Raw genomic sequence first — 18278 nt, 5'->3', positions numbered from 1 at the left:
GCTCGACCGGTGTCGACCGCCGGGCTCCATGCGGGCGGAGGTCACGCGCGCGGAGATCGCGCGCGCGGAGATCGCGCGCGCGGAGATCGCGCGCGCGGTCGCGCGGGTGCGACGGCGCGCGTAGGTTCACGAGCCATGAGCGCCCCCGAGCTCCTCGATCTCGACGCCACCGCGCTCGCCGGTGCCCTGCGCGCCGGCGACGTCTCCCCCGTCGAGGTCCTCGACGCGACGCTCGACGCCGCCGCCGGGGTCGGTGCCGCCGTCGGCGCCTTCACCGTGCTGACCCCGGACCTGGCGCGCACGCAGGCCCTCGCCGCGCAGGACGCGCTCGCAGCGGCGCGGCGCGACGGCCGCGCCGGTCCCCACGACGGCCTCCCGCCGTTCCTCGGCGTCCCCTGCCCAGTCAAGGACCTCACGATGGTCGAGGGCGTGCCGATGCGCGCGGGCTCGGCCGCGATCGACCCGTTCCCCGCCCCGTACGACGACGGCGTCGTGACGCTCCTGCGGCGCGCCGGCACGGTGATGGTCGGCAAGACCTCGACCCCGGAGCTCGGCCTCCCCTGCTACACGGAGCCCGACGTCGGCCCGACCGCCCGCACCCCGTGGGACCTCGCGCGGTCCGCGGGCGGGTCGAGCGGGGGTGCGGCCGCCGGGGTCGCGGCGCGCGTCGTCCCCGTCGCGCACGGGAGCGACGGCGGCGGCTCGCTGCGCATCCCCGCGAGCGCGTGCGGGCTCGTCGGGCTCAAGCCGTCGCGCGGGCTCGTGAGCCCGGGCCCGTACGGGGTCGACGGCGCGGGGCTCGCGACGCACGGCGTCCTCACCCGGTCGGTCCGCGACACCGCCGCGTTCCTCGACGTGCTCGCGCGCCCCTGGCCCGGCGACACCTTCACCGCGCGGCTCGGCGCCCCGCCGGACGGGCGACGGCTCCGCGTCGGGCTGCTGCTGGAGCCCGTGATCGCCGCCGACGCCCCCGTGCACCCGGCGTGCGCCGACGCCGCCCGCGCAGCGGCGGAGCTCCTCGTCCGGCTCGGGCACGACGTCGTCGAGATCCCGCCCCCGTTCGGGGCCGAGCGCTGGGACGCGTTCGCGGCGCTGTGGTCCGTCGGGGCGCTCCAGGCACCCGTCCCGCCGGAGCGCGAGCACCTGCTCGTGCCGCTCACGCGGTGGCTGCGCGAGCGCGGGCGCGCGGTGAGCGGGCTCGCGTACGCGACGGCGCTCGCGGGCGTGCAGCAGCTCACGCGCGAGGTCGCCGCCGCGTGGTCGGGCGTCGACGTCGTGCTCTCCCCCACGCTCGCGCAGCCGCCCGCGCTCGTCGGCAGCCAGCGCGTCGACGACGACCCGGCCGCCGACTTCGCGGCGCAGACGGCGTTCACGCCCTGGACGAGCGTCTGGAACCTCACGGGGCGGCCCGCCGTCTCCCTCCCGCTCGGCGAGGCGCGCGTCACCGACCCCGACGGGTCGGCGGCGACCGTCCCCGTCGGGGTCATGCTCGGCGCGGACCACGGCGACGACGCCCTGCTGCTGGCCCTCGCGGCGCGGCTCGAGGAGGCCGCGCCGTGGTCCCACCGTCGCCCGGGGACGTCGTCGTGACGGCGTACGCCTGCCTGCTCTTCGCCGTGAACGTGGGCGGGCGGAAGGTCCCGTCGACCGCGCTGCGGGACCTCGCGGGCGAGCTCGGCCTCGCGCACGCCCGCACGGTCGTGAACAGCGGGAACCTCGTCGTCGGGCCGGGGTCGTCCGGCGCGTCGTCGCCCGCGGACGTCGCGCGCCTCGTGCACGACGGCGTCGCCGAACGGTTCGGCGTCGACGCCGCCGTGGCCGTCCTCACGACCGAGCGCCTCCGGAAGATCGTGCGCGGGAACCCGCTGCCCGACGACGCCGCCGAGCGCCCGGCCGGGCTGCTGGTCCACGTGGGCGAGGAGCCCGTCGACCCGGACGCCGCCGCCACGCTCGGGCCGCGCCTGACGACCGAGCGCGCCGTCGTCGCGAACGGCGTCCTCTACGTCGCCTACCCCGACGGCGTCGGTCGGTCGAGGCTGACGGCGGCCGTCCTCGCGAAGGCGGCCGGGACCCCGGTGACGGGCCGGAACTGGAGAACGACGACGCGCCTCCTCGCGCTCGCCGAGGACACCCCGCCCTGACGCGCGCGGCGGGACGAGCGCCAGGAGACTGGACCGCGAGCCGGACACGTCGACCGCGAGGGGTGCGCCGCCCCGTAGGATCGTGGGCGGTGTGCCGGGAAGTCTGGTCGGCCACGGTCCGCGACGCGGCCGTGCGACACGACAGCGACCCCGGGAGCACGATGACCCACGCCGCCCTGCCCTCCGGCCCCTCGGCCACCCCGCCGACCGACCGCCCCTCCCCCGGTGCACGCCTGCGTCGCTGGGTCGGGCGCGAGACGACGGGCGGCGCCCTGCTCATCGGTGCGGCGCTGCTCGCGCTGGTCTGGGCCAACTCGCCCTGGCGCGAGTCCTACCTCACGCTGTCGAGCACCGTCGTCGGCCCGTCCTCCCCGCTGCACCTCGACCTGACGCTGTCGACGTGGGCGGCCGACGGCCTGCTCGCGATCTTCTTCTTCGTGGTCGGCGTCGAGCTCAAGCAGGAGTTCGTCGCGGGCAGCCTGCGCAACCCGAGGCAGGCGGGCGTCCCGGTGCTCGCGGCGATGGGCGGCATGACGGTGCCGGCCCTGATCTTCGTCGCCGTCCTGCTGACCACGGGCGACCCGGGCGCGCTGCACGGGTGGGCGATCCCCACGGCGACGGACATCGCGTTCGCGCTCGGCGTGCTCGCCGTCTTCGGCCGCGGGCTCCCCGTCGCGATCCGCACGTTCCTGCTCACGCTCGCGGTCGTCGACGACCTGCTCGCGATCGTCGTCATCGCGATCTTCTACACGGCGGAGCTGCGGTGGGGCTACCTCGGCCTCGCGCTGCTCGCCGTCGCGCTCTACGCCGTCCTCGTGCGCGCTCGCCGCACCCGCTGGTGGCTCCTGCTGCCCGTCGCGGTGGTCGCCTGGGCCTTCATGCACGAGTCGGGCGTCCACGCCACGATCGCCGGCGTCCTGCTCGGCTTCACCGTCCCCGCGCTGGCCGTGCACGGGGAGCGCGAGTCGCGCACGCAGCGCTTCGAGCACACGGTGCGCCCGCTCTCGCAGGGTGTCGCGCTGCCGGTGTTCGCGTTCTTCGCGGCCGGCGTCTCGATCGTGGGCGGCGAGACGCCCGTCGGGGAGGTGCTGACGCAGCCCGTCGTGCTCGCCATCGTCCTCGGCCTCGTCGTCGGCAAGCTCGTGGGCGTGCTCGGGGTCACCGCGCTCGTCACGCGCTTCACGCCGCTGCGGCTCGCGGCCGGCATCGGGGTGCGCGACCTCCTGCCGGTCGGGTTCCTCGCGGGCATCGGCTTCACCGTCTCTCTCCTCATCGCGGAGCTGTCGTTCCCCGACGCCGAGCACACCGACGGCGCGAAGATCGCGATCCTCGCGGCGTCCACGATCGCGGCGGTGCTGGCCGCGCTCGCGCTGCGCTGGGACGCCCGCCGGGCCCGCTCGAACGACATGAACCGCGACGACCTCCCGGACGACGTCACCGACTTCATCGGTGACCCGAAGGACCGCCTGGAGCACTAGCCCGAGCGGGCCCGCCCTGCTCAGCAGGCGGCGGCGACCTCGAACCGGCCGGGCGCGGCCTCGCGCAGCGTCGTGACCGTCGCGTCGCCCTGGCCGAGGTACGCGAGCGAGCCGACCGCGTAGTACGGGTTGTAGGGGTTCACGCCGTAGGAGATCGCGCGCCCCGCGGCCCGGTGCTGCGCGTTCGTCGCGGTGCCGCACCACGGCCCGGTCGGCGCCTGCACCGTCACCGCGACCTGCGCGGTCGACGCGTTCCCCGCCGCGTCGACCGCGCGGGCCGTGAGCACGTGGGAGCCGGCCGCGAGCGCCGTCGTGTCCCAGTCGAACCCGTACGGCGCGGTGCGCAGGGTCGCGAGCATCGCGCCGTCGACGCTCAGCTCGACACGGTCGACCGCGCGGTCGTCGGACGCCGCGACCTCCACGCGGACCGTCCCCGAGACGGCGGCGCCCGCGGAAGGCGCGGTGATCGCGACCGTCGGCGCCGTGACGTCCGGGTCCGGGCCCGGGTCGCGGTCGACGCGCCGGTTGTTCGCGAACAGGAAGTCGGTGAGGTAGGCCGGGTAGTCGATGCTGTTCGTCGACACGTAGGACCCTCCGGGGCCGCCGCCCGCGGGCCACGCGTGCGCGAGACCGGTGTTCTGGACCAGCGAGACGCGCGGGCCGGCGGCGTCGGACCACCGCGATCCGGTGCCCGCGCGGTTCGTGCCCGCGAGCCCGGCGAGCGAGAACGACGACGTGGTCCCGGCCCCGTAGAGGTCGGCCATGACCTGGGCGTTGAGCGTCCCGTACCCGGTCGCGACCGTCGTGTCGGCGCTGCCGAAGACGACGGACGTCACCTGCGAGCCGAATTCCGCCGCGTGCGTCCCCGCGAAGGTCCGGCACGTCGTGCGCGCCTGCGCGAGCGTCGTCGCGACGCTCCCGATCTGGCCCGACGTCGTCCCGACCGTCGGCCCCGCCGCGATCCCCACGCCCGCGAACACGTCGGGCGCGAGGCAGCCCATGACCATCGCCTGGCCGCCGCCGGACGACAGGCCGCTCACGTAGACCTGGTCCGGGTCGATGCCGAGCGAGGCGTCTGCCAGCAGGGTCGAGACGAGGTCGAGCAGGTTGTCGTCGTGCCGCGCGGGGTTCGTGCGGCTGTGGTTGGTGTCGTAGTAGTCCCAGCAGCCGAGCAGGACACCGCCGTTCGGCGCGGCGGGGACCGCGACGACCATGCCGTGCTCGTCGGCGGTCGCGGTCCAGTTGCCGCCGGTCTTGAGCACCTGCGACGTCTGGACGCACCCGTGCAGGGAGACCATGAGCGCCCGACCGCCGGGGAGCGCGGGCGCCGTCGACGGCCGGTAGAGCTCGACCGTCATCCCGCCGGCGGTGCGCTGGGACCACGACCCGGCGGCCGTGGCCGGTGCGGTGACGAGCGGGGCGAGCACGACCGCGAGCGCCGCGCCGAGGGCGAGCGCGACGGCGCTCCGGCGGGCGCGGGCGCGCTGGCTGAGGGAGTGCCTGACCATCTGAACCTCCACGTCGAGGTCGGGTCGCCGTCGGCGCTTCGCGCACCGTGGCGCGCACCGTCGCGCGCCGGACCCGGGCGAGCCGGACGCTACGTGTGACCTGAATCACCTGTCAATATCGGGATGCCCCCACCGGCTGGCTCACAGCACCGGGCGCGCGACGGTCCCGCTCGCCGCGGGTTGACACCGCGCCGCCCGGGGATCCATGATTCCCGCAACCTGAATCGCCTCTCATGTTTGAGCGGCGCTCCCCCTCAGGACCACCCAACGAAGGGCGAAGTCATGCGGACGAAGAAGTCCCAGCGGCCGGCGCTCGCCGTCGCCGCGCTCGCGGCCGCGAGCCTCGCGCTCGCCGCCTGCGCGCCGACCGACGCGAGCGGCGGCGGCAGCACCGGAGGCGAGACCAGCACGAGCGCCGACCCGGTCGACGTCGGCATCATCTACTCCAAGACCGGGCCGCTCGCGGCCTACGGCGAGGCCTACTACGAGGGCTTCCAGGCCGGTCTCGACTACGCGACCGACGGCACGGGCGAGGTCGACGGCCGCCCCGTCAACGTGACGTTCCACGACGACGGCGGCGACCCCGACAAGGCGGTCGGGCAGGCGAAGGACCTCATCGGCAAGGGCTACCAGATCCTCGGCGGCACGGTCGTGTCCGGCGTGGCGCTCAAGCTCGCCGAGCAGGCCGAGCAGAACAAGGTGCTCTACATCTCCGGGCCCGCCGCGGTCGACGCGCTCACGGGCATCAACGACTACACGTTCCGCTCGGGGCGCCAGTCGCTCCAGGACGTGGCGACCGCCGGCACGTTCGTCGACCCGGACGGTGCGAAGGTCGTCGTGTTCGCCCAGGACAACGCGTTCGGCCAGGGCAACCTCGCCGCGGTCGAGGCGGTCCTCGGCGCGCAGGGCGCCGAGGTGACGAGCGTGCTCGTCCCGGAGGACGCGACGGAGTTCACGCCGTTCGCGCACCAGATCGTCGACGCCGCGCCCGACCTCGTGTTCGTCGCGTGGGCCGGGGCGACGTCGGGCGCGATGTGGCAGGGCCTGGACCAGCAGGGCGTCCTCGACGCGACCACGGTCGTCACCGGGCTCGGCGACGTCGCGACCTACGGCGCGTACGGCGCCGCGGCGAGCAAGGTCGACTTCCTCAACCACTACTTCCCCGGCGCCGCGGGCACCGAGGTCGAGGCCGCGATGCTCGCGTCCGTCGAGGAGGCCGGGAAGCAGGCCGACCTCTTCACGCCCGACGGCTTCGTCGCCGCGCAGATGATCGTCCACGCGATCGCCGAGGGCGGCGACGACGTCGACGCCATGGTCGACGCGCTCGAGGGCTGGAGCTTCGACGGCCCCAAGGGCACGACGACGGTCCGCGCGTCCGACCACGCGCTCGTCCAGCCGATGTACCAGGTGAAGCTCGTGGCCGAGGGCGACGGCTGGGCTCCCGAGCTCGTCGCCGAGGTGCCGGGCGACGACGTCGCGCCGGCCGAGGCGGGCTGACGTGGGCGAGCCGCACACCCTCCCCGCGCTCGAGGTCCGCGACCTCGGGCTCCAGATCGGCGGCGCGCGGATCCTGCGGGGCGTGAGCCTCGCCGTCGGGCAGGGCGAGATGCTCGGCGTGATCGGGCCGAACGGCGCGGGCAAGACGACGCTCTTCAACCTGGTCTCGGGGATCCACCGCCCGACGAGCGGGGCGGTGCTCCTCGAGGGCGCGGACGTGACGACCACCTCGGTGGCCGCGCGCGCCCGCGCGGGCCTGGGCCGCACGTTCCAGACGTCGAGCCTGTTCCCGCGCCTGAGCGTCCGGGAGAACGTGCGGCTGGCCGCGCAGGGGCGCCTCGGCGGCGCCCTGTCGGTGCTGCGCTTCCCGCGTCGCGGCGACGCCGCGACGCGGGAAGCGGACCGGCACCTGGAGACCGTCGGGCTCGTGCGCCGCGCCGAGGTCGCCGCGGGCGACCTGTCGCACGGCGACAAGCGCAAGCTCGAGATCGCGGTGCTCCTCGCGACCGAGCCGCGCGTCGTGCTGCTCGACGAGCCCATGGCGGGCGTGTCGTCGGCCGACGTGCCCGGCCTCGTCGAGGTCATCCGCGACCTGCACGGGACCGGTTGCACGGTGCTCATGGTCGAGCACCACATGGACGTCGTGCTGGGGCTCGTGGACCGCGTCGCCGTCATGCACCACGGCGAGCTGCTCGCGTGCGACACCCCCGACGCCGTCATGGCGGACCCGACGGTGCAGAGCGCCTACCTCGGTGTCACGGCAGGAGAGGCAGCATGAGCGGCAGCAGCAGGAGCACCGCCCAGCCCGCGGTCGGGAGCGACGTGCCCGTCCTCGAGGTGCGCGGGCTGTCCGCGCGCATCGCGGGCCAGCAGGTCGTCGAGGACGTGACCTTCTCCGTCCCGGCCACCGGGGTCACGGCGGTGCTGGGCCGCAACGGCGTCGGCAAGACGTCGACCCTCAGGGCCGTGCTCGGCCTGATCGAGCGCCGGGGCGAGGTGCTGCTCGCGGGCGAGCGCGTCGACGGCGAGCGCACGGACCGGATCGTGCGGCGCGGCGTCGGGTACGTGCCCGAGGACCGGGAGGTGTTCGCCGGGCTCACGGTCGCGGAGAACCTGCGGCTCGCCGAGCGCGACGCCCACCCGCGGCGCGAGCTCGTCGCGGAGCTCTTCCCGGACCTCGTGCAGCGCGCCGCCCAGCGCGCGGGCACCCTCTCGGGCGGTCAGCAGCAGATGGTGTCGCTCGCGCGCGCCCTGCTCAACGCCAACCGCCTGCTCCTCGTCGACGAGCCCACCAAGGGCCTCGCGCCCCGGATCGTCGGCGAGGTGTCGGACGCGCTCGCGGAGGCGGCCCGCACGGTCCCGATCCTGCTCGTCGAGCAGAACCTCGAGGTCATCGAGCGGCTCGCCGAGCGCGTCGTCGTGATCGACGCGGGCCGCGTCGTGCACACCGGCCCCGCGCGCGAGCTCCTCGACGACCCCGACCGCGTCCAGCAGCTCCTCGGCGTGCACGCCGAGGTCGACCACCACGGAACCGAAGGGGCGGTGGCCCGGTGAGCACGATCGTCCTCCTCCTCGTCACGGGGCTCGGCCTCGGGGCGCTGTACTTCCTCGTCGCGTCGGGCCTGTCGCTCATCTACGGGCTCATGGGCGTCCTCAACTTCGCGCACGGTTCGTTCCTCACGCTCGGCGCGTTCGGCGGCTGGTTCGTCGCACGCTCCCTCGGCGCCGACTCGTGGGGCGTCTTCGGGCTCTCGCTGCTCGCCGGGGCCGTCGTCGGGGCGGGGGCCGCGGCGCTCACCGAGCTCCTGCTCATCCGCCCGCTCTACGAGCGGCACATCGAGCAGGTGCTCGTCACCGTCGGGCTCTCGCTCGCGTCCGTCGCGCTGTTCGAGGGCATGTGGGGGTCGGACCCCGAGTTCATCTCCGGCCCGGCATGGCTCAAGGGCACGACCGACCTGGCGGGCGCGCCGGTGCCCAACGACCGGTTCGTCGCGATCGGCGCCGCGGCGCTCGTGCTCGGCGCGATCGTGCTGTTCCTCCAGCGCACCCGCTACGGGCTCATCATCCGCGCGGGCGTCGAGAACCGGTCCATGGTCACGGCGCTCGGCATCGACGTGCGCAAGGCGTTCACGCTCGTCTTCGCGGTCGGCGGCGCCGCCGCGGGGCTCGGCGGGGTCCTCGCCTCGCAGTACTTCGGGTACGTCTCCCCGCACCTCGGCGGGTCGCTGCTCATCTTCGCGTTCATCGTCACCGTCATCGGGGGGCTCGGCTCCCTGACCGGTGCGGCGGTCGCGTCCGTGCTCGTCGCGGTCCTGCAGCAGTTCGCGAACTACTACCTCGGCTACGGCGACCTCCTCGTCGTGCTCCTCCTCGCGCTCGTGCTCCTCGTCCGTCCCACCGGCCTCCTCGGGAGGGCAGCCGCATGACCACCCAGACCGCTCCCCCGGCCCCGGCCGCCCCCGCCGACGACGCACCGCGCTCCGACCGACCCGCCCGCCGGGCGCCGTCGGGCACGCTGGTCCGCACGCTCGCGGGCGTCGCGCTCGTCGCGGTGCTCGCGTGCCTCCCGCTGCTCGCGCTCCACGTGCCGGGCGTCCTGCCCGGCCCGACGTACACGCCCGGCGCGCTCCAGATGATGGCGATGTGCTGGCTCGTCGGCGCCCTCGCGCTGAGCTACCACCTGCTGTTCGGGGTCGCGGGCCTGCTGAGCTTCGGCCACGCGCTGTACTTCGCGGCAGGGCTGTACGGGCTCGCGATCGTGCTCGACACGACCGAGATCCCGCTCCTGCCGGCCGCGGCGCTCGTGCTCGTCAGCGGGATCGTCCTCGCGCACGTCGTCGGGGCCGTCTCGCTGCGGGTCACGGGCATCTCGTTCGCCATGGTCACCCTCGCGTTCGCCCAGGCGGGCAACGTGCTCGTGCGCCGCAACCCCGGGGGCACGACCGGCGGCGAGGAGGGCCTCGCGCTCGCGACCCGGAACGTCCCCGACGCGTTCGTGGGCGTGCTCAACACGCGCAACCTCTACTGGCTCGCCCTCGCCGTGCTGGTCCTGGTCTACCTCGTGGTGCTGTGGGTCGAGCGGTCGCGCGCGGGGCACGTCGCGGCGGCGACGCGCGAGAACGAGATGCGCGTGCGCGTCATCGGCGGGCGCCCCTACCTCGTCAAGCTCCTCGTGTTCGTCCTCGCGGCGACGCTCGCGACCGTCGTCGGCATGGCGTACCTGCTGCTCCAGTCCGGCGCCGTGCCGCGCGCGACGTCCGCCGACTTCACGCTCACGCTGCTCGTCATGGTCGTGCTCGGGGGCGTCGGGTCCCGGTGGGGCGCGATCGTCGGCGGCGTGCTCTACACGATCCTCGACCAGCGGCTCGGCACGCTTGCGAGCTCCGCGGCCGTCGCGGACCTCCCGGCCGTGCTGCGCGTGCCGCTCAGCGAGCCGCTGTTCCTGCTCGGGACCCTCTTCATCCTCGTCGTGATGTTCCTGCCCGGCGGCATCGCGGGCGCCGCGTCGCGCCTCGCCGCGCGCCGCCGCCCGCGGGAGGATCGGGAGGAGGCCCGCGAGCGCCTGGAGGAGGTGGCATGACGACGCAGCACCAGGACGCCCAGGACGGCCTGCACACCCTCGGGCGCTGGACGCGCGACCGCGCGCTCGCGACGCCCGACCGCGTCGCCGTCGACGACCGCGGCGTGACCCTGCGCTACCGCGACCTGCACGAGCGCGCGAGCGCCCTGGCGGCGGCGTTCCGGGAGGCGGGCTACGGCGTCGGGGACCGCGTCGCGACCGTCACGGGCAACAGCGCCGACCAGGTCGTGCTGTTCTTCGCGTGCGCGCAGGCCGGGCTGGTCCTCGCGCCGCTGTCGTGGCGGCTGTCGCCCGGCGAGCTCGCCGCCCAGGTCGAGCAGGCCGACCCCGCGCTGGTGCTCGTGGAGCAGGAGTTCTCCGGCCTCGCGGACTCGGCGTTCGACCGGCTCGACCCGCTGCGCCGGCTCGACGGGGAGCGGCCCGGCCGCCCGCCCCGGCGGGCGGAGCTCGGGCGCAGCGGCGTCGAGGCGCACGTCCCGCCGCCGTCACGGCGGGGTCCCGCGCCGGAGCGCCGGCCCGTGCGCGACGACGACCCGCTCCTCCTCGTGTTCACGTCCGGCACGCAGGGCACGCCCAAGGGCGCGCTGCTCACGCACGCGAACTGCTTCTGGACGAACCTCTCGCTCTCGCGCACGGTCGAGCTGACGAGCCACGACGTCGTGCTGAGCGTGCTGCCGCAGTTCCACGCGGGCGGGTGGAACATCCAGCCGCTGCTCGCGTGGTGGACCGGCGCGACGGTCGTCCTGGAGCGCACGTTCGAGCCCGAGCGCGTGCTCCAGCTCGTCGCCGAGCGCCGCGTCACGACGATGATGGGCGTCCCGACGAACTACCTGCTCCTCGCGGAGCACCCCGGCTTCGCGGACGCCGACCTGTCGTCGCTGCGGCACGCCGTCGTGGGCGGCGCGCCCATGCCGGAGCCGCTGCTGCGCACGTGGCACCGCCGCGGCGTCGCCCTCTCGCAGGGCTACGGGCTCACGGAGGCGGGCCCCAACGTGCTGTGCCTGCCCGACGACCAGGCCCGCGAGCGCAGCGGCTCGGCCGGCACGCCGTACCCGCACGTCGAGGTCGCCGTCGCCGACCCGGTGACGGGCCGCCACCTCGACGGGCCCGCGGCGGGCGAGCTGCTGGTCCGCGGACCGGGGGTGTTCGCGGGCTACTTCCGCGACGAGGCCGCCACGGCCGCGGTCCTGCGCGACGGCTGGCTGCGCACCGGCGACCTCGTCGAGCGCGACGCCGACGGGTGCTACCGCGTGGTCGACCGCCTCAAGGACGTCTTCATCGTCGGCGGCGAGAACGTCACGCCGTCCGAGGTGGAGGCCGTGCTCCGCCGCCACCCCGCGGTGGCGGACGTGGCGGTGGTGGGCGTCCCCGACGACCGGTGGGGCGAGGTCGGGGCCGCGTTCGTCGTCCCGCGCGCCGGCCACCCCACCGACGCCGAGGAGCTGGAGGCGTTCTGCCGCCGCGAGCTCGCGCACTTCAAGGTCCCGCGCCGCTTCGACCTCGTCCCGTCCCTGCCCCGCACGTCGCTGCACAAGGTGTCGCGCCGCTCGCTCGCCGAGCGCGTGACCGTCCCGGAGGACTCATGAGCACCCAGCCCCGCACCGCCCGCGGCAACCGCACCCGGGCGAAGATCCTCGCCGCGGCCGAGCAGGTGTTCGCCGAGGTCGGGTACCACGACGCGTCGATCGTGAAGATCACCGAGTCCGCGGGCGTCGGGCAGGGCACGTTCTACCTGTACTTCGAGTCGAAGATCGACGTGTTCGACGAGCTCGTCGACGACCTCAACCGCCGCGTGCGGCACGCGATGATCGAGGCGAGCTCGCAGGCGACGACGCGCCTGGCCGCCGAGCGCGCGGGCTTCGAGGCGTTCTTCCGCTTCACCGCCGAGCACCCGGCGCTCTACCGGATCGTGCGGCAGGCCGAGTTCGTCTCGCCCGGGGCGCTGCGCCGCCACTACGCGCGCATCGTAGAGGGCTACATGACCGGGCTCGACAAGGCGCGCGCGAACGGCGAGGTCGGCCACGACGTCGACCCGGAGGTCGCCGCGTGGGCGCTCATGGGCATCGGCGAGATCGTCGGGATGCGCTGGGTCCTGTGGGGCGGGCGCTGGGACGAGGGCGCAGAGCCGCCGTCGTACGACACAGCGGCCGCCGAGGTCCCTCCGCACGTGTTCGAGCAGACCATGCAGTTCATCGAGCGCGCGCTCGCCGCGCCGCGGACCGCCCCGCCGACCGGGACCGGGCCCGCCACCTCGACCGAGACCGAAGGAGACGCGCGATGACCGTCCCCGCCACCGTCCCCGGCACCGCCCCGACCCTCGCCGGACGGCGCGCGCTCGTCACGGGCGGCGCGAGCGGCATCGGCGCCGCGTGCGCGCGCGAGCTCGCCGCGCGTGGCGCGCACGTGACCGTCGCCGACGTCGACCCCGACGGCGCGCAGCGCCTCGCGGACGAGCTCGGCGGCGAGGCGTGGGTCGTCGACCTCGCCGACACGCGCGCGCTCGACGACCTCTCGCTCGACGTCGACGTCCTCGTCAACAACGCGGGCGTCCAGCGCGTGAGCCCCATCGAGGACTTCCGCCCGGACGACTTCCGCCTGCTGCACGCGATCATGCTCGAGGCGCCGTTCCTGCTGGTCCGGGCCGCGCTCCCGGGGATGTACGCGCGCGGGTTCGGGCGCGTCGTCAACGTGTCGTCCGTGCACGGCCTCGTGGCGTCGCCGTTCAAGTCGGCGTACGTGTCCGCGAAGCACGGGCTGGAGGGCCTGTCCAAGGTGACGGCCCTCGAGGGCGGCCCGCACGGCGTGACGAGCGTGTGCGTCAACCCCGGCTACGTCCGCACGCCGCTCGTCGAGAAGCAGATCGCGGACCAGGCGCGCGTGCACGGCGTCCCCGAGTCCGAGGTGCTCGCGACCGTGCTCCTCGCGGAGTCCGCGGTGAAGCGGCTCGTGGAGCCGGAGGAGGTCGCGTCGCTCGTCGGCTGGCTCACCGGCCCGGACGCGTCGATGGTCTCGGGCGCGTCGTGGACGATCGACGGCGGCTGGAGCGCCCGGTGACCGCGGCGACGACCGCGCCGGACGACGTCACCGCCGCGACCCACACCTACGCGACGCTCGACGTCCCCGTCGCGGGCGGGCGGCTGCGCGTCGGCGTGTGGGACCCGGTCGGCCCGCACGCACCCGCGCCCGGCGCCCGGCCCGACGGCGGCGCGCGCCCCGCGCCCGACGCCGTCCCGACCGTCCTCGCCGTGCACGGCATCACGGCGTCGCACCGCGCGTGGCCGGCCGTCGTCGCGGCGCTGCCGGGCGTGCGCGTCGTCGCGCCCGACCTGCGCGGGCGCGGGCGCAGCAACGCCCTGCCCGGCCCGTACGGCATGGGCGCGCACGCGGACGACCTCGCGACGGTCCTCGACGCGCTGGGGATCGACCGCGTCGTCGCGCTCGGCCACTCCATGGGCGCGTTCGTGTCCGTCGTGCTCGCGCACCGCCACCCCGGCCGCGTCTCCCGGCTCGTGCTCGTCGACGGCGGCATCCCGCTCCCGCCGCCGACCGGGCTCGCGCCCGACGCGACGCACGACGAGGTCCTGCGCGCCCTGCTCGGCCCGGCCGTCGAGCGCCTCGAGCGCACGTTCGCCGACCACGAGGAGTACCGCGGCTTCTGGCGCGCGCACCCCGCCTTCGCGAGCGCGTGGGACGAGCCGTGGGCCGACGTCGTCGCGGGGTACGTCGACTACGACCTCGTCGGCGAGGCGCCCGCGCTGCGCCCGGCGTCGTCGGGCGCGGCGGTCTCCGCCGACTCGCTCGAGCTCTACGAGGGCGGGCCGCTCGCGGACGCGCTCGCGGGCGACCACCCGCTCGACGTGCCCCTCGTGCTGCTGCGCGCGCCGCGCGGCCTGCTCGACGAGCCCGAGGCCCTCTACTCCCCCGAGCACCTCGCCGCGTGGCGCGCGCGGCTGCCGGGGCTGCGCACCCGCGACGTAGCGGGTATCAATCACTACACGATCATCATGAGCCCGCCCGGCGTCGAGGCCGTCGCGGGCGAGACCCTGCGGGCCCTGGCCGCCGTCACGAGCGACGGACCCGGACCGGCGAGTGACGAGGAGGTCACGGCATGAGCCCCACGATCGCGTCCCCACGAGGGACCGGGCTGGACAAGGTGGTCGCGTCCGCGGCCGAGGCCGTCGCGGACGTGCCCGACGGCGCGTCGCTCGCCGTCGGCGGGTTCGGCCTGTGCGGCAACCCGATCGCGCTCATCGAGGCGCTGCTCGCCCAGGGCACGCGCGACCTGTGGGTCGTGAGCAACAACTGCGGCGTCGACGACTGGGGCCTGGGCGTCCTGCTCGGCGCGGGCCGCATCCGGAAGATGACGAGCTCGTACGTCGGGGAGAACAAGGAGTTCGAGCGGCAGTTCCTCTCGGGCGAGCTCGAGCTCGAGCTCACCCCGCAGGGCACGCTCGCCGAGAAGCTGCGCGCCGGCGGCGCGGGCATCGCCGGGTTCTGGACGCGCACCGGCGTCGGCACGCAGGTCGCCGAGGGCGGCCTCCCCCAGCGGTACGACGGCGCGGGCGGCGTCGCGCAGGCGAGCGCGCCCAAGGAGGTGCGCACGTTCGGCGTCGGGCCGCGCGGTCGCGACGGCGCGTTCGCCGACGAGGCCGAGTTCGTGCTCGAGGACGCGATCACCACGGACTTCGCGCTCGTGCACGCGCTGCGCGGCGACCGGCACGGCAACCTCGTGTTCCACCGGTCGGCCCGCAACTTCTCCCCGCTCGCCGCGATGGCGGGCCGCGTGTGCGTCGCGCAGGTCGAGGAGCTCGTCGAGCCCGGCGAGCTCGACCCCGACGCCGTGCACCTGCCCGGCGTGTTCGTGCACCGCGTCGTCGAGGTGGGCCCGGACGTGCCCAAGCGGATCGAGCGCCGCACCGTGCGCTCGGCCGCCGCGACCGACCAGCCCGCGCCCGCGCCGTCGGGCACCGCGACGACCGTGAAGGAGGGCTGAGCCGTGCCGCTCACCCGCGACGAGATGGCCGCGCGCGCCGCGCGCGAGCTCCAGGACGGCTGGTACGTCAACCTCGGCATCGGCCTGCCGACGCTCGTGCCCAACTACGTGCCCGCGGACAAGCACCTCGTGCTCCAGTCGGAGAACGGGATCCTCGGCGTCGGGCCGTACCCGACCGAGGACGCCGTCGACCCCGACCTCATCAACGCCGGCAAGGAGACCGTCACCGTCCTGCCGGGCGCCGCGTTCTTCGACTCCGCGCTGAGCTTCGGCATGATCCGCGGCGGCAAGATCGACGCCGCGATCCTCGGCGGCATGCAGGTCTCCGAGACGGGCGACCTCGCCAACTGGATGATCCCCGGCAAGATGGTCAAGGGCCCCGGCGGCGCGATGGACCTCGTGCACGGGGCGGGCCGCGTGATCGTGCTCATGGAGCACGTGGCGCGCGACGGGTCGCCCAAGATCCTGCGCTCGTGCTCGCTGCCCCTCACGGGGCGCGGGGTCGTGCACCGGGTCATCACCGACCTCGCGGTGATCGACGTGACGCCCGACGGGCTCGTGCTGCGCGAGACCGCGCCCGGCGTGAGCGTCGACGACGTGCGGGCCGCGACCGAGCCCGACCTCGCCGTCGCGCTCGACGACGCCCCGCTCGACGCCGCCGACGCCGGCCCGGGACCGTCCACGCAGGCCGCGGGGACGCCGTCGTGACGCGCGACGTGCTGCGCCGCGACGTCCCGACCCCGCGCGGTCGGGAGCACGTGCGCGAGGTCGCCGCCGAGGGTGCGGCCCGCGCGACGGTCCTGCTCGTGCACGGCAACTGCTCGTCGTCGGCGTTCTTCGACCCGCTGCTGCGCGCGCTCCCCGCCGACGTGCGCGGCGTCGCCGTCGACCTGCGCGGGTACGGCGACGCCGAGCCCCGGCCCGTCGACGCGACCCGGGGCGTGCGGGACTTCGCCGAGGACGTCGCGGCCGTCCTCGACGCGCTCGACCTCGCGCGCCCGCTCGTCGCCGTCGCGCACTCCGCCGGGGCAGGCGTCGTGCTGCAGCTCGCGACCGACCGGCCCGACCTGTTCGACGGCATCCTGCTCGAGGCGCCCATGTCGCCGTACGGGTTCGGCGGCACGCGCGACGTCGACGGGACGCCGCTCTCCCCCGACTTCGCGGGCTCGGGCGGCGGGACGGCGAACCCGGCGTTCGTCGCGGCGCTCGCCGCCGGCGACCGCAGCGAGGACGCCGGGTCGCCCCGCGACGTGCTGCGCCGGTTCTACGTCGCCGACCCGGCCGCGCTCGGCGAGCCGCTCGGCGCGCTCGAGGAGCTCCTGCTCGACTCCGTGCTCTCCACGCGCACGGGCGACGACAGCTACCCGGGCGACCGGACGGCGTCGGGCACGTGGCCCGGCGTGGCGCCCGGGACGCGCGGCATGAACAACGCGATCAGCGCGAAGTACTGCGACCTGTCCGGCTTCGCGACGTCCGGCGCCACCGCGCCCGTGCTGTGGGTGCGCGGCGACGCCGACGCGATCGTCTCGGACACGTCGCTGTTCGACCTCGCGCAGCTCGGCGCGCTCGGCGCCGTCCCTGGCTGGCCCGGGGTCGAGACGCACCCGCCGCAGCCGATGGTCGCCCAGACCCGGGCCGTCCTCGACGCCTACGCGGCCGCGGGCGGGCGGTACCGTGAGGAGGTGCGGCCCGGCGTCGGGCACAGCCCCCACCTCGAGGAGCCGGACGTGTTCCTCGGGCTCCTGCTCGGGCTGGTCGACACTGCCGTTGCCGACGTCGACGCCGCCGCCGCACGACCGGGCGCCATACCCCCGGCGCCCGCGCAGACACCGCCGTCCGCACCCCTGGAGGTCCAGCCGTGAGCACCACCACCCCGCACTCCCCCGACGACGTCGTGGTCGTCGCCGCCGCCCGCACGCCGCAGGGCCGCCTCAAGGGCTCCCTCGCCGCGCTCACCGCGGTCGAGCTCGGCGCCGTCGCCGCGCGCGCCGCGATCGAGCGCTCGGGCCTCGGCGCGGACGCCGTCGACGCCGTCGTGCTCGGCCAGGTGCTCCAGGCCGGGGCGGGCCAGAACCCCGCGCGCCAGACGGCCGCCGCCGCGGGCGTGGGCTGGGACGTGCCCGCCGTGACGGTGAACAAGGTGTGCCTCTCGGGGCTCACCGCCGTCATCGACGGCACGCGGATGATCCGCTCCGGCGAGGCGGAGGTCGTGCTCGTCGGCGGCCAGGAGTCCATGACCAACGCGCCGCACCTGCTCCCCGGGTCGCGCGCCGGGTTCGCGTTCGGGGACGCGACGCTCGTCGACGCCGTCGCGCGCGACGGGCTCACCGACGCGTTCGACCACGCCTCCATGGGCGTCTCGACCGAGCGCACCAACGTGGGCGACGTGTTCGTCCCCCGCGAGGAGCAGGACGCCGTCGCGGCGGCCTCGCACCAGCGCGCCGCGGCCGCGGCGAAGGACGGCCTGTTCGACGCCGAGATCGCCCCCGTGAGCGTCCCGCAGCGCCGGGGCGAGCCGGTCGAGGTGCGCGACGACGAGGGCGTGCGCCCCGACACCACCGTCGAGGGCCTCGCGCGCCTGCGGCCCGCGTTCGACCCCGAGGGCACCATCACCGCGGGCAACGCGTCGCAGATCTCCGACGGCGCCGCCGCGCTCGTCCTCACGACCCGCGCCCGGGCCGAGTCCGCGGGTGCGCCGGTGCTGGCGACCGTGCGGGCGTGGGGCCAGGTCGCCGGCCCCGACACGTCGCTGCACTCCCAGCCTGCCCGCGCGATCCGGCAGGCCCTCGACCGGGCCGGGTGGACGGTCGACGACCTCGACCTCGTCGAGATCAACGAGGCCTTCGCGACCGTCGTCGCGGTCTCCACGCGCGTGCTCGGCGTCTCACCCGACGTCGTCAACGTGCACGGCGGCGGCATCTCGCTCGGGCACCCGATCGGCGCGTCCGGCGCCCGCCTCGCCGTGCACGCGGCGCACGAGCTCGCGCGCCGCGGGGGTGGGCGCGTCGCCGTCGGGCTGTGCGGCGGCGGGGGCCAGGGCGAGGCGCTGCTGCTCGAGGCCTGACGCGCGGGAGGGCGCGG

17 protein-coding genes are annotated in these 18278 nt (G+C 75.7%); 16 read left to right on the top strand and 1 reads right to left on the bottom strand.

The genetic code is table 11. The features are described from left to right. The first annotated feature begins 135 nt into the window (after positions 1-135). The 3 genes from BJP59_RS04295 to nhaA all read left to right on the top strand — a co-directional run bounded on the left by BJP59_RS04295 (position 136) and on the right by nhaA (position 3619). Positions 136-1590: an amidase gene (locus tag BJP59_RS04295; RefSeq protein WP_194522285.1), complete on the top strand. Its 1455-nt coding sequence runs from the start codon at positions 136-138 to the stop codon at positions 1588-1590. Beyond that, positions 1587-2141 (top strand): DUF1697 domain-containing protein, encoded by a 555-nt coding sequence (locus BJP59_RS04290; RefSeq protein WP_194522284.1) that lies wholly within the window; start codon positions 1587-1589, stop codon positions 2139-2141. Before BJP59_RS04295 ends, BJP59_RS04290 begins: the two co-directional genes overlap by 4 nt. 161 nt (positions 2142-2302) lie before the next feature. After that, complete coding sequence (gene nhaA, locus BJP59_RS04285; RefSeq protein ID WP_085388284.1) at positions 2303-3619, top strand: Na+/H+ antiporter NhaA; 1317 nt, start codon at positions 2303-2305, stop codon at positions 3617-3619. Positions 3620-3639: 20 nt separating this feature from the next. On the opposite strand, the gene BJP59_RS04280 is transcribed toward nhaA, so the two are convergent. Further along, positions 3640-5127: an extracellular catalytic domain type 1 short-chain-length polyhydroxyalkanoate depolymerase gene (locus BJP59_RS04280; protein WP_194522283.1), complete on the bottom strand. Its 1488-nt coding sequence runs from the start codon at positions 5125-5127 to the stop codon at positions 3640-3642. 282 nt (positions 5128-5409) lie between these two features. On the opposite strand from BJP59_RS04280, the gene BJP59_RS04275 reads away from it, so the two are divergent. Genes BJP59_RS04275 through BJP59_RS04215 form a run of 13 tightly spaced genes read left to right on the top strand, consistent with a single transcriptional unit; the run spans position 5410 to position 18261 of the window. Next, positions 5410-6624 (top strand): substrate-binding domain-containing protein, encoded by a 1215-nt coding sequence (locus BJP59_RS04275; protein WP_085388286.1) that lies wholly within the window; start codon positions 5410-5412, stop codon positions 6622-6624. Position 6625: 1 nt separating this feature from the next. Beyond that, the gene (locus BJP59_RS04270) at positions 6626-7402 is read left to right on the top strand and encodes an ABC transporter ATP-binding protein (protein WP_194522282.1); all 777 of its coding nucleotides are present in this window, start codon (positions 6626-6628) and stop codon (positions 7400-7402) included. Further along, positions 7399-8178, top strand: coding sequence for an ABC transporter ATP-binding protein (locus BJP59_RS04265; protein ID WP_194522281.1), 780 nt, complete (start codon positions 7399-7401; stop codon positions 8176-8178). Before BJP59_RS04270 ends, BJP59_RS04265 begins: the two co-directional genes overlap by 4 nt. After that, positions 8175-9050 (top strand): branched-chain amino acid ABC transporter permease, encoded by an 876-nt coding sequence (locus BJP59_RS04260; RefSeq protein ID WP_021482276.1) that lies wholly within the window; start codon positions 8175-8177, stop codon positions 9048-9050. The genes BJP59_RS04265 and BJP59_RS04260 overlap by 4 nt, the downstream gene beginning before the upstream one ends. After that, a complete protein-coding gene (locus BJP59_RS04255; protein WP_194522280.1) occupies positions 9047-10204 on the top strand; it encodes a branched-chain amino acid ABC transporter permease in 1158 nt (385 codons plus the stop codon). The genes BJP59_RS04260 and BJP59_RS04255 overlap by 4 nt, the downstream gene beginning before the upstream one ends. Next, the gene (locus BJP59_RS04250; RefSeq protein ID WP_061266967.1) at positions 10201-11790 is read left to right on the top strand and encodes a class I adenylate-forming enzyme family protein; all 1590 of its coding nucleotides are present in this window, start codon (positions 10201-10203) and stop codon (positions 11788-11790) included. The genes BJP59_RS04255 and BJP59_RS04250 overlap by 4 nt, the downstream gene beginning before the upstream one ends. After that, entirely contained in the window at positions 11787-12485 is a 699-nt protein-coding gene (locus BJP59_RS04245; RefSeq protein WP_021483774.1) for a TetR/AcrR family transcriptional regulator, read from the top strand. Before BJP59_RS04250 ends, BJP59_RS04245 begins: the two co-directional genes overlap by 4 nt. Further along, the gene (locus BJP59_RS04240; RefSeq protein ID WP_009863549.1) at positions 12482-13258 is read left to right on the top strand and encodes a 3-hydroxybutyrate dehydrogenase; all 777 of its coding nucleotides are present in this window, start codon (positions 12482-12484) and stop codon (positions 13256-13258) included. Before BJP59_RS04245 ends, BJP59_RS04240 begins: the two co-directional genes overlap by 4 nt. Continuing rightward, on the top strand, positions 13255-14316 hold the full coding sequence (locus BJP59_RS04235) for an alpha/beta hydrolase (protein ID WP_194522279.1): 1062 nt from the start codon (positions 13255-13257) through the stop codon (positions 14314-14316). Before BJP59_RS04240 ends, BJP59_RS04235 begins: the two co-directional genes overlap by 4 nt. Continuing rightward, positions 14313-15197, top strand: coding sequence for a CoA transferase subunit A (locus BJP59_RS04230; RefSeq protein WP_194522278.1), 885 nt, complete (start codon positions 14313-14315; stop codon positions 15195-15197). Before BJP59_RS04235 ends, BJP59_RS04230 begins: the two co-directional genes overlap by 4 nt. A gap of 3 nt (positions 15198-15200) precedes the next feature. After that, the gene (locus tag BJP59_RS04225; RefSeq protein WP_269467725.1) at positions 15201-15905 is read left to right on the top strand and encodes a CoA transferase subunit B; all 705 of its coding nucleotides are present in this window, start codon (positions 15201-15203) and stop codon (positions 15903-15905) included. Continuing rightward, a complete protein-coding gene (locus tag BJP59_RS04220; protein ID WP_194522277.1) occupies positions 15902-17059 on the top strand; it encodes an alpha/beta hydrolase in 1158 nt (385 codons plus the stop codon). The genes BJP59_RS04225 and BJP59_RS04220 overlap by 4 nt, the downstream gene beginning before the upstream one ends. Next, positions 17056-18261 carry an acetyl-CoA C-acetyltransferase gene (locus tag BJP59_RS04215; protein ID WP_194522276.1) on the top strand — a complete coding sequence of 402 codons (1206 nt, stop codon included), beginning with the start codon at positions 17056-17058 and terminating at the stop codon, positions 18259-18261. The genes BJP59_RS04220 and BJP59_RS04215 overlap by 4 nt, the downstream gene beginning before the upstream one ends. Positions 18262-18278 lie beyond the last annotated feature (17 nt).

It is taken from the genome of Cellulosimicrobium sp. JZ28 (genome assembly GCF_015327065.1).
In the GTDB taxonomy this organism is placed as follows: Bacteria; Actinomycetota; Actinomycetes; order Actinomycetales; family Cellulomonadaceae; genus Cellulosimicrobium; species Cellulosimicrobium funkei.
This window is presented reverse-complemented; position numbering and strand designations above follow the sequence as displayed.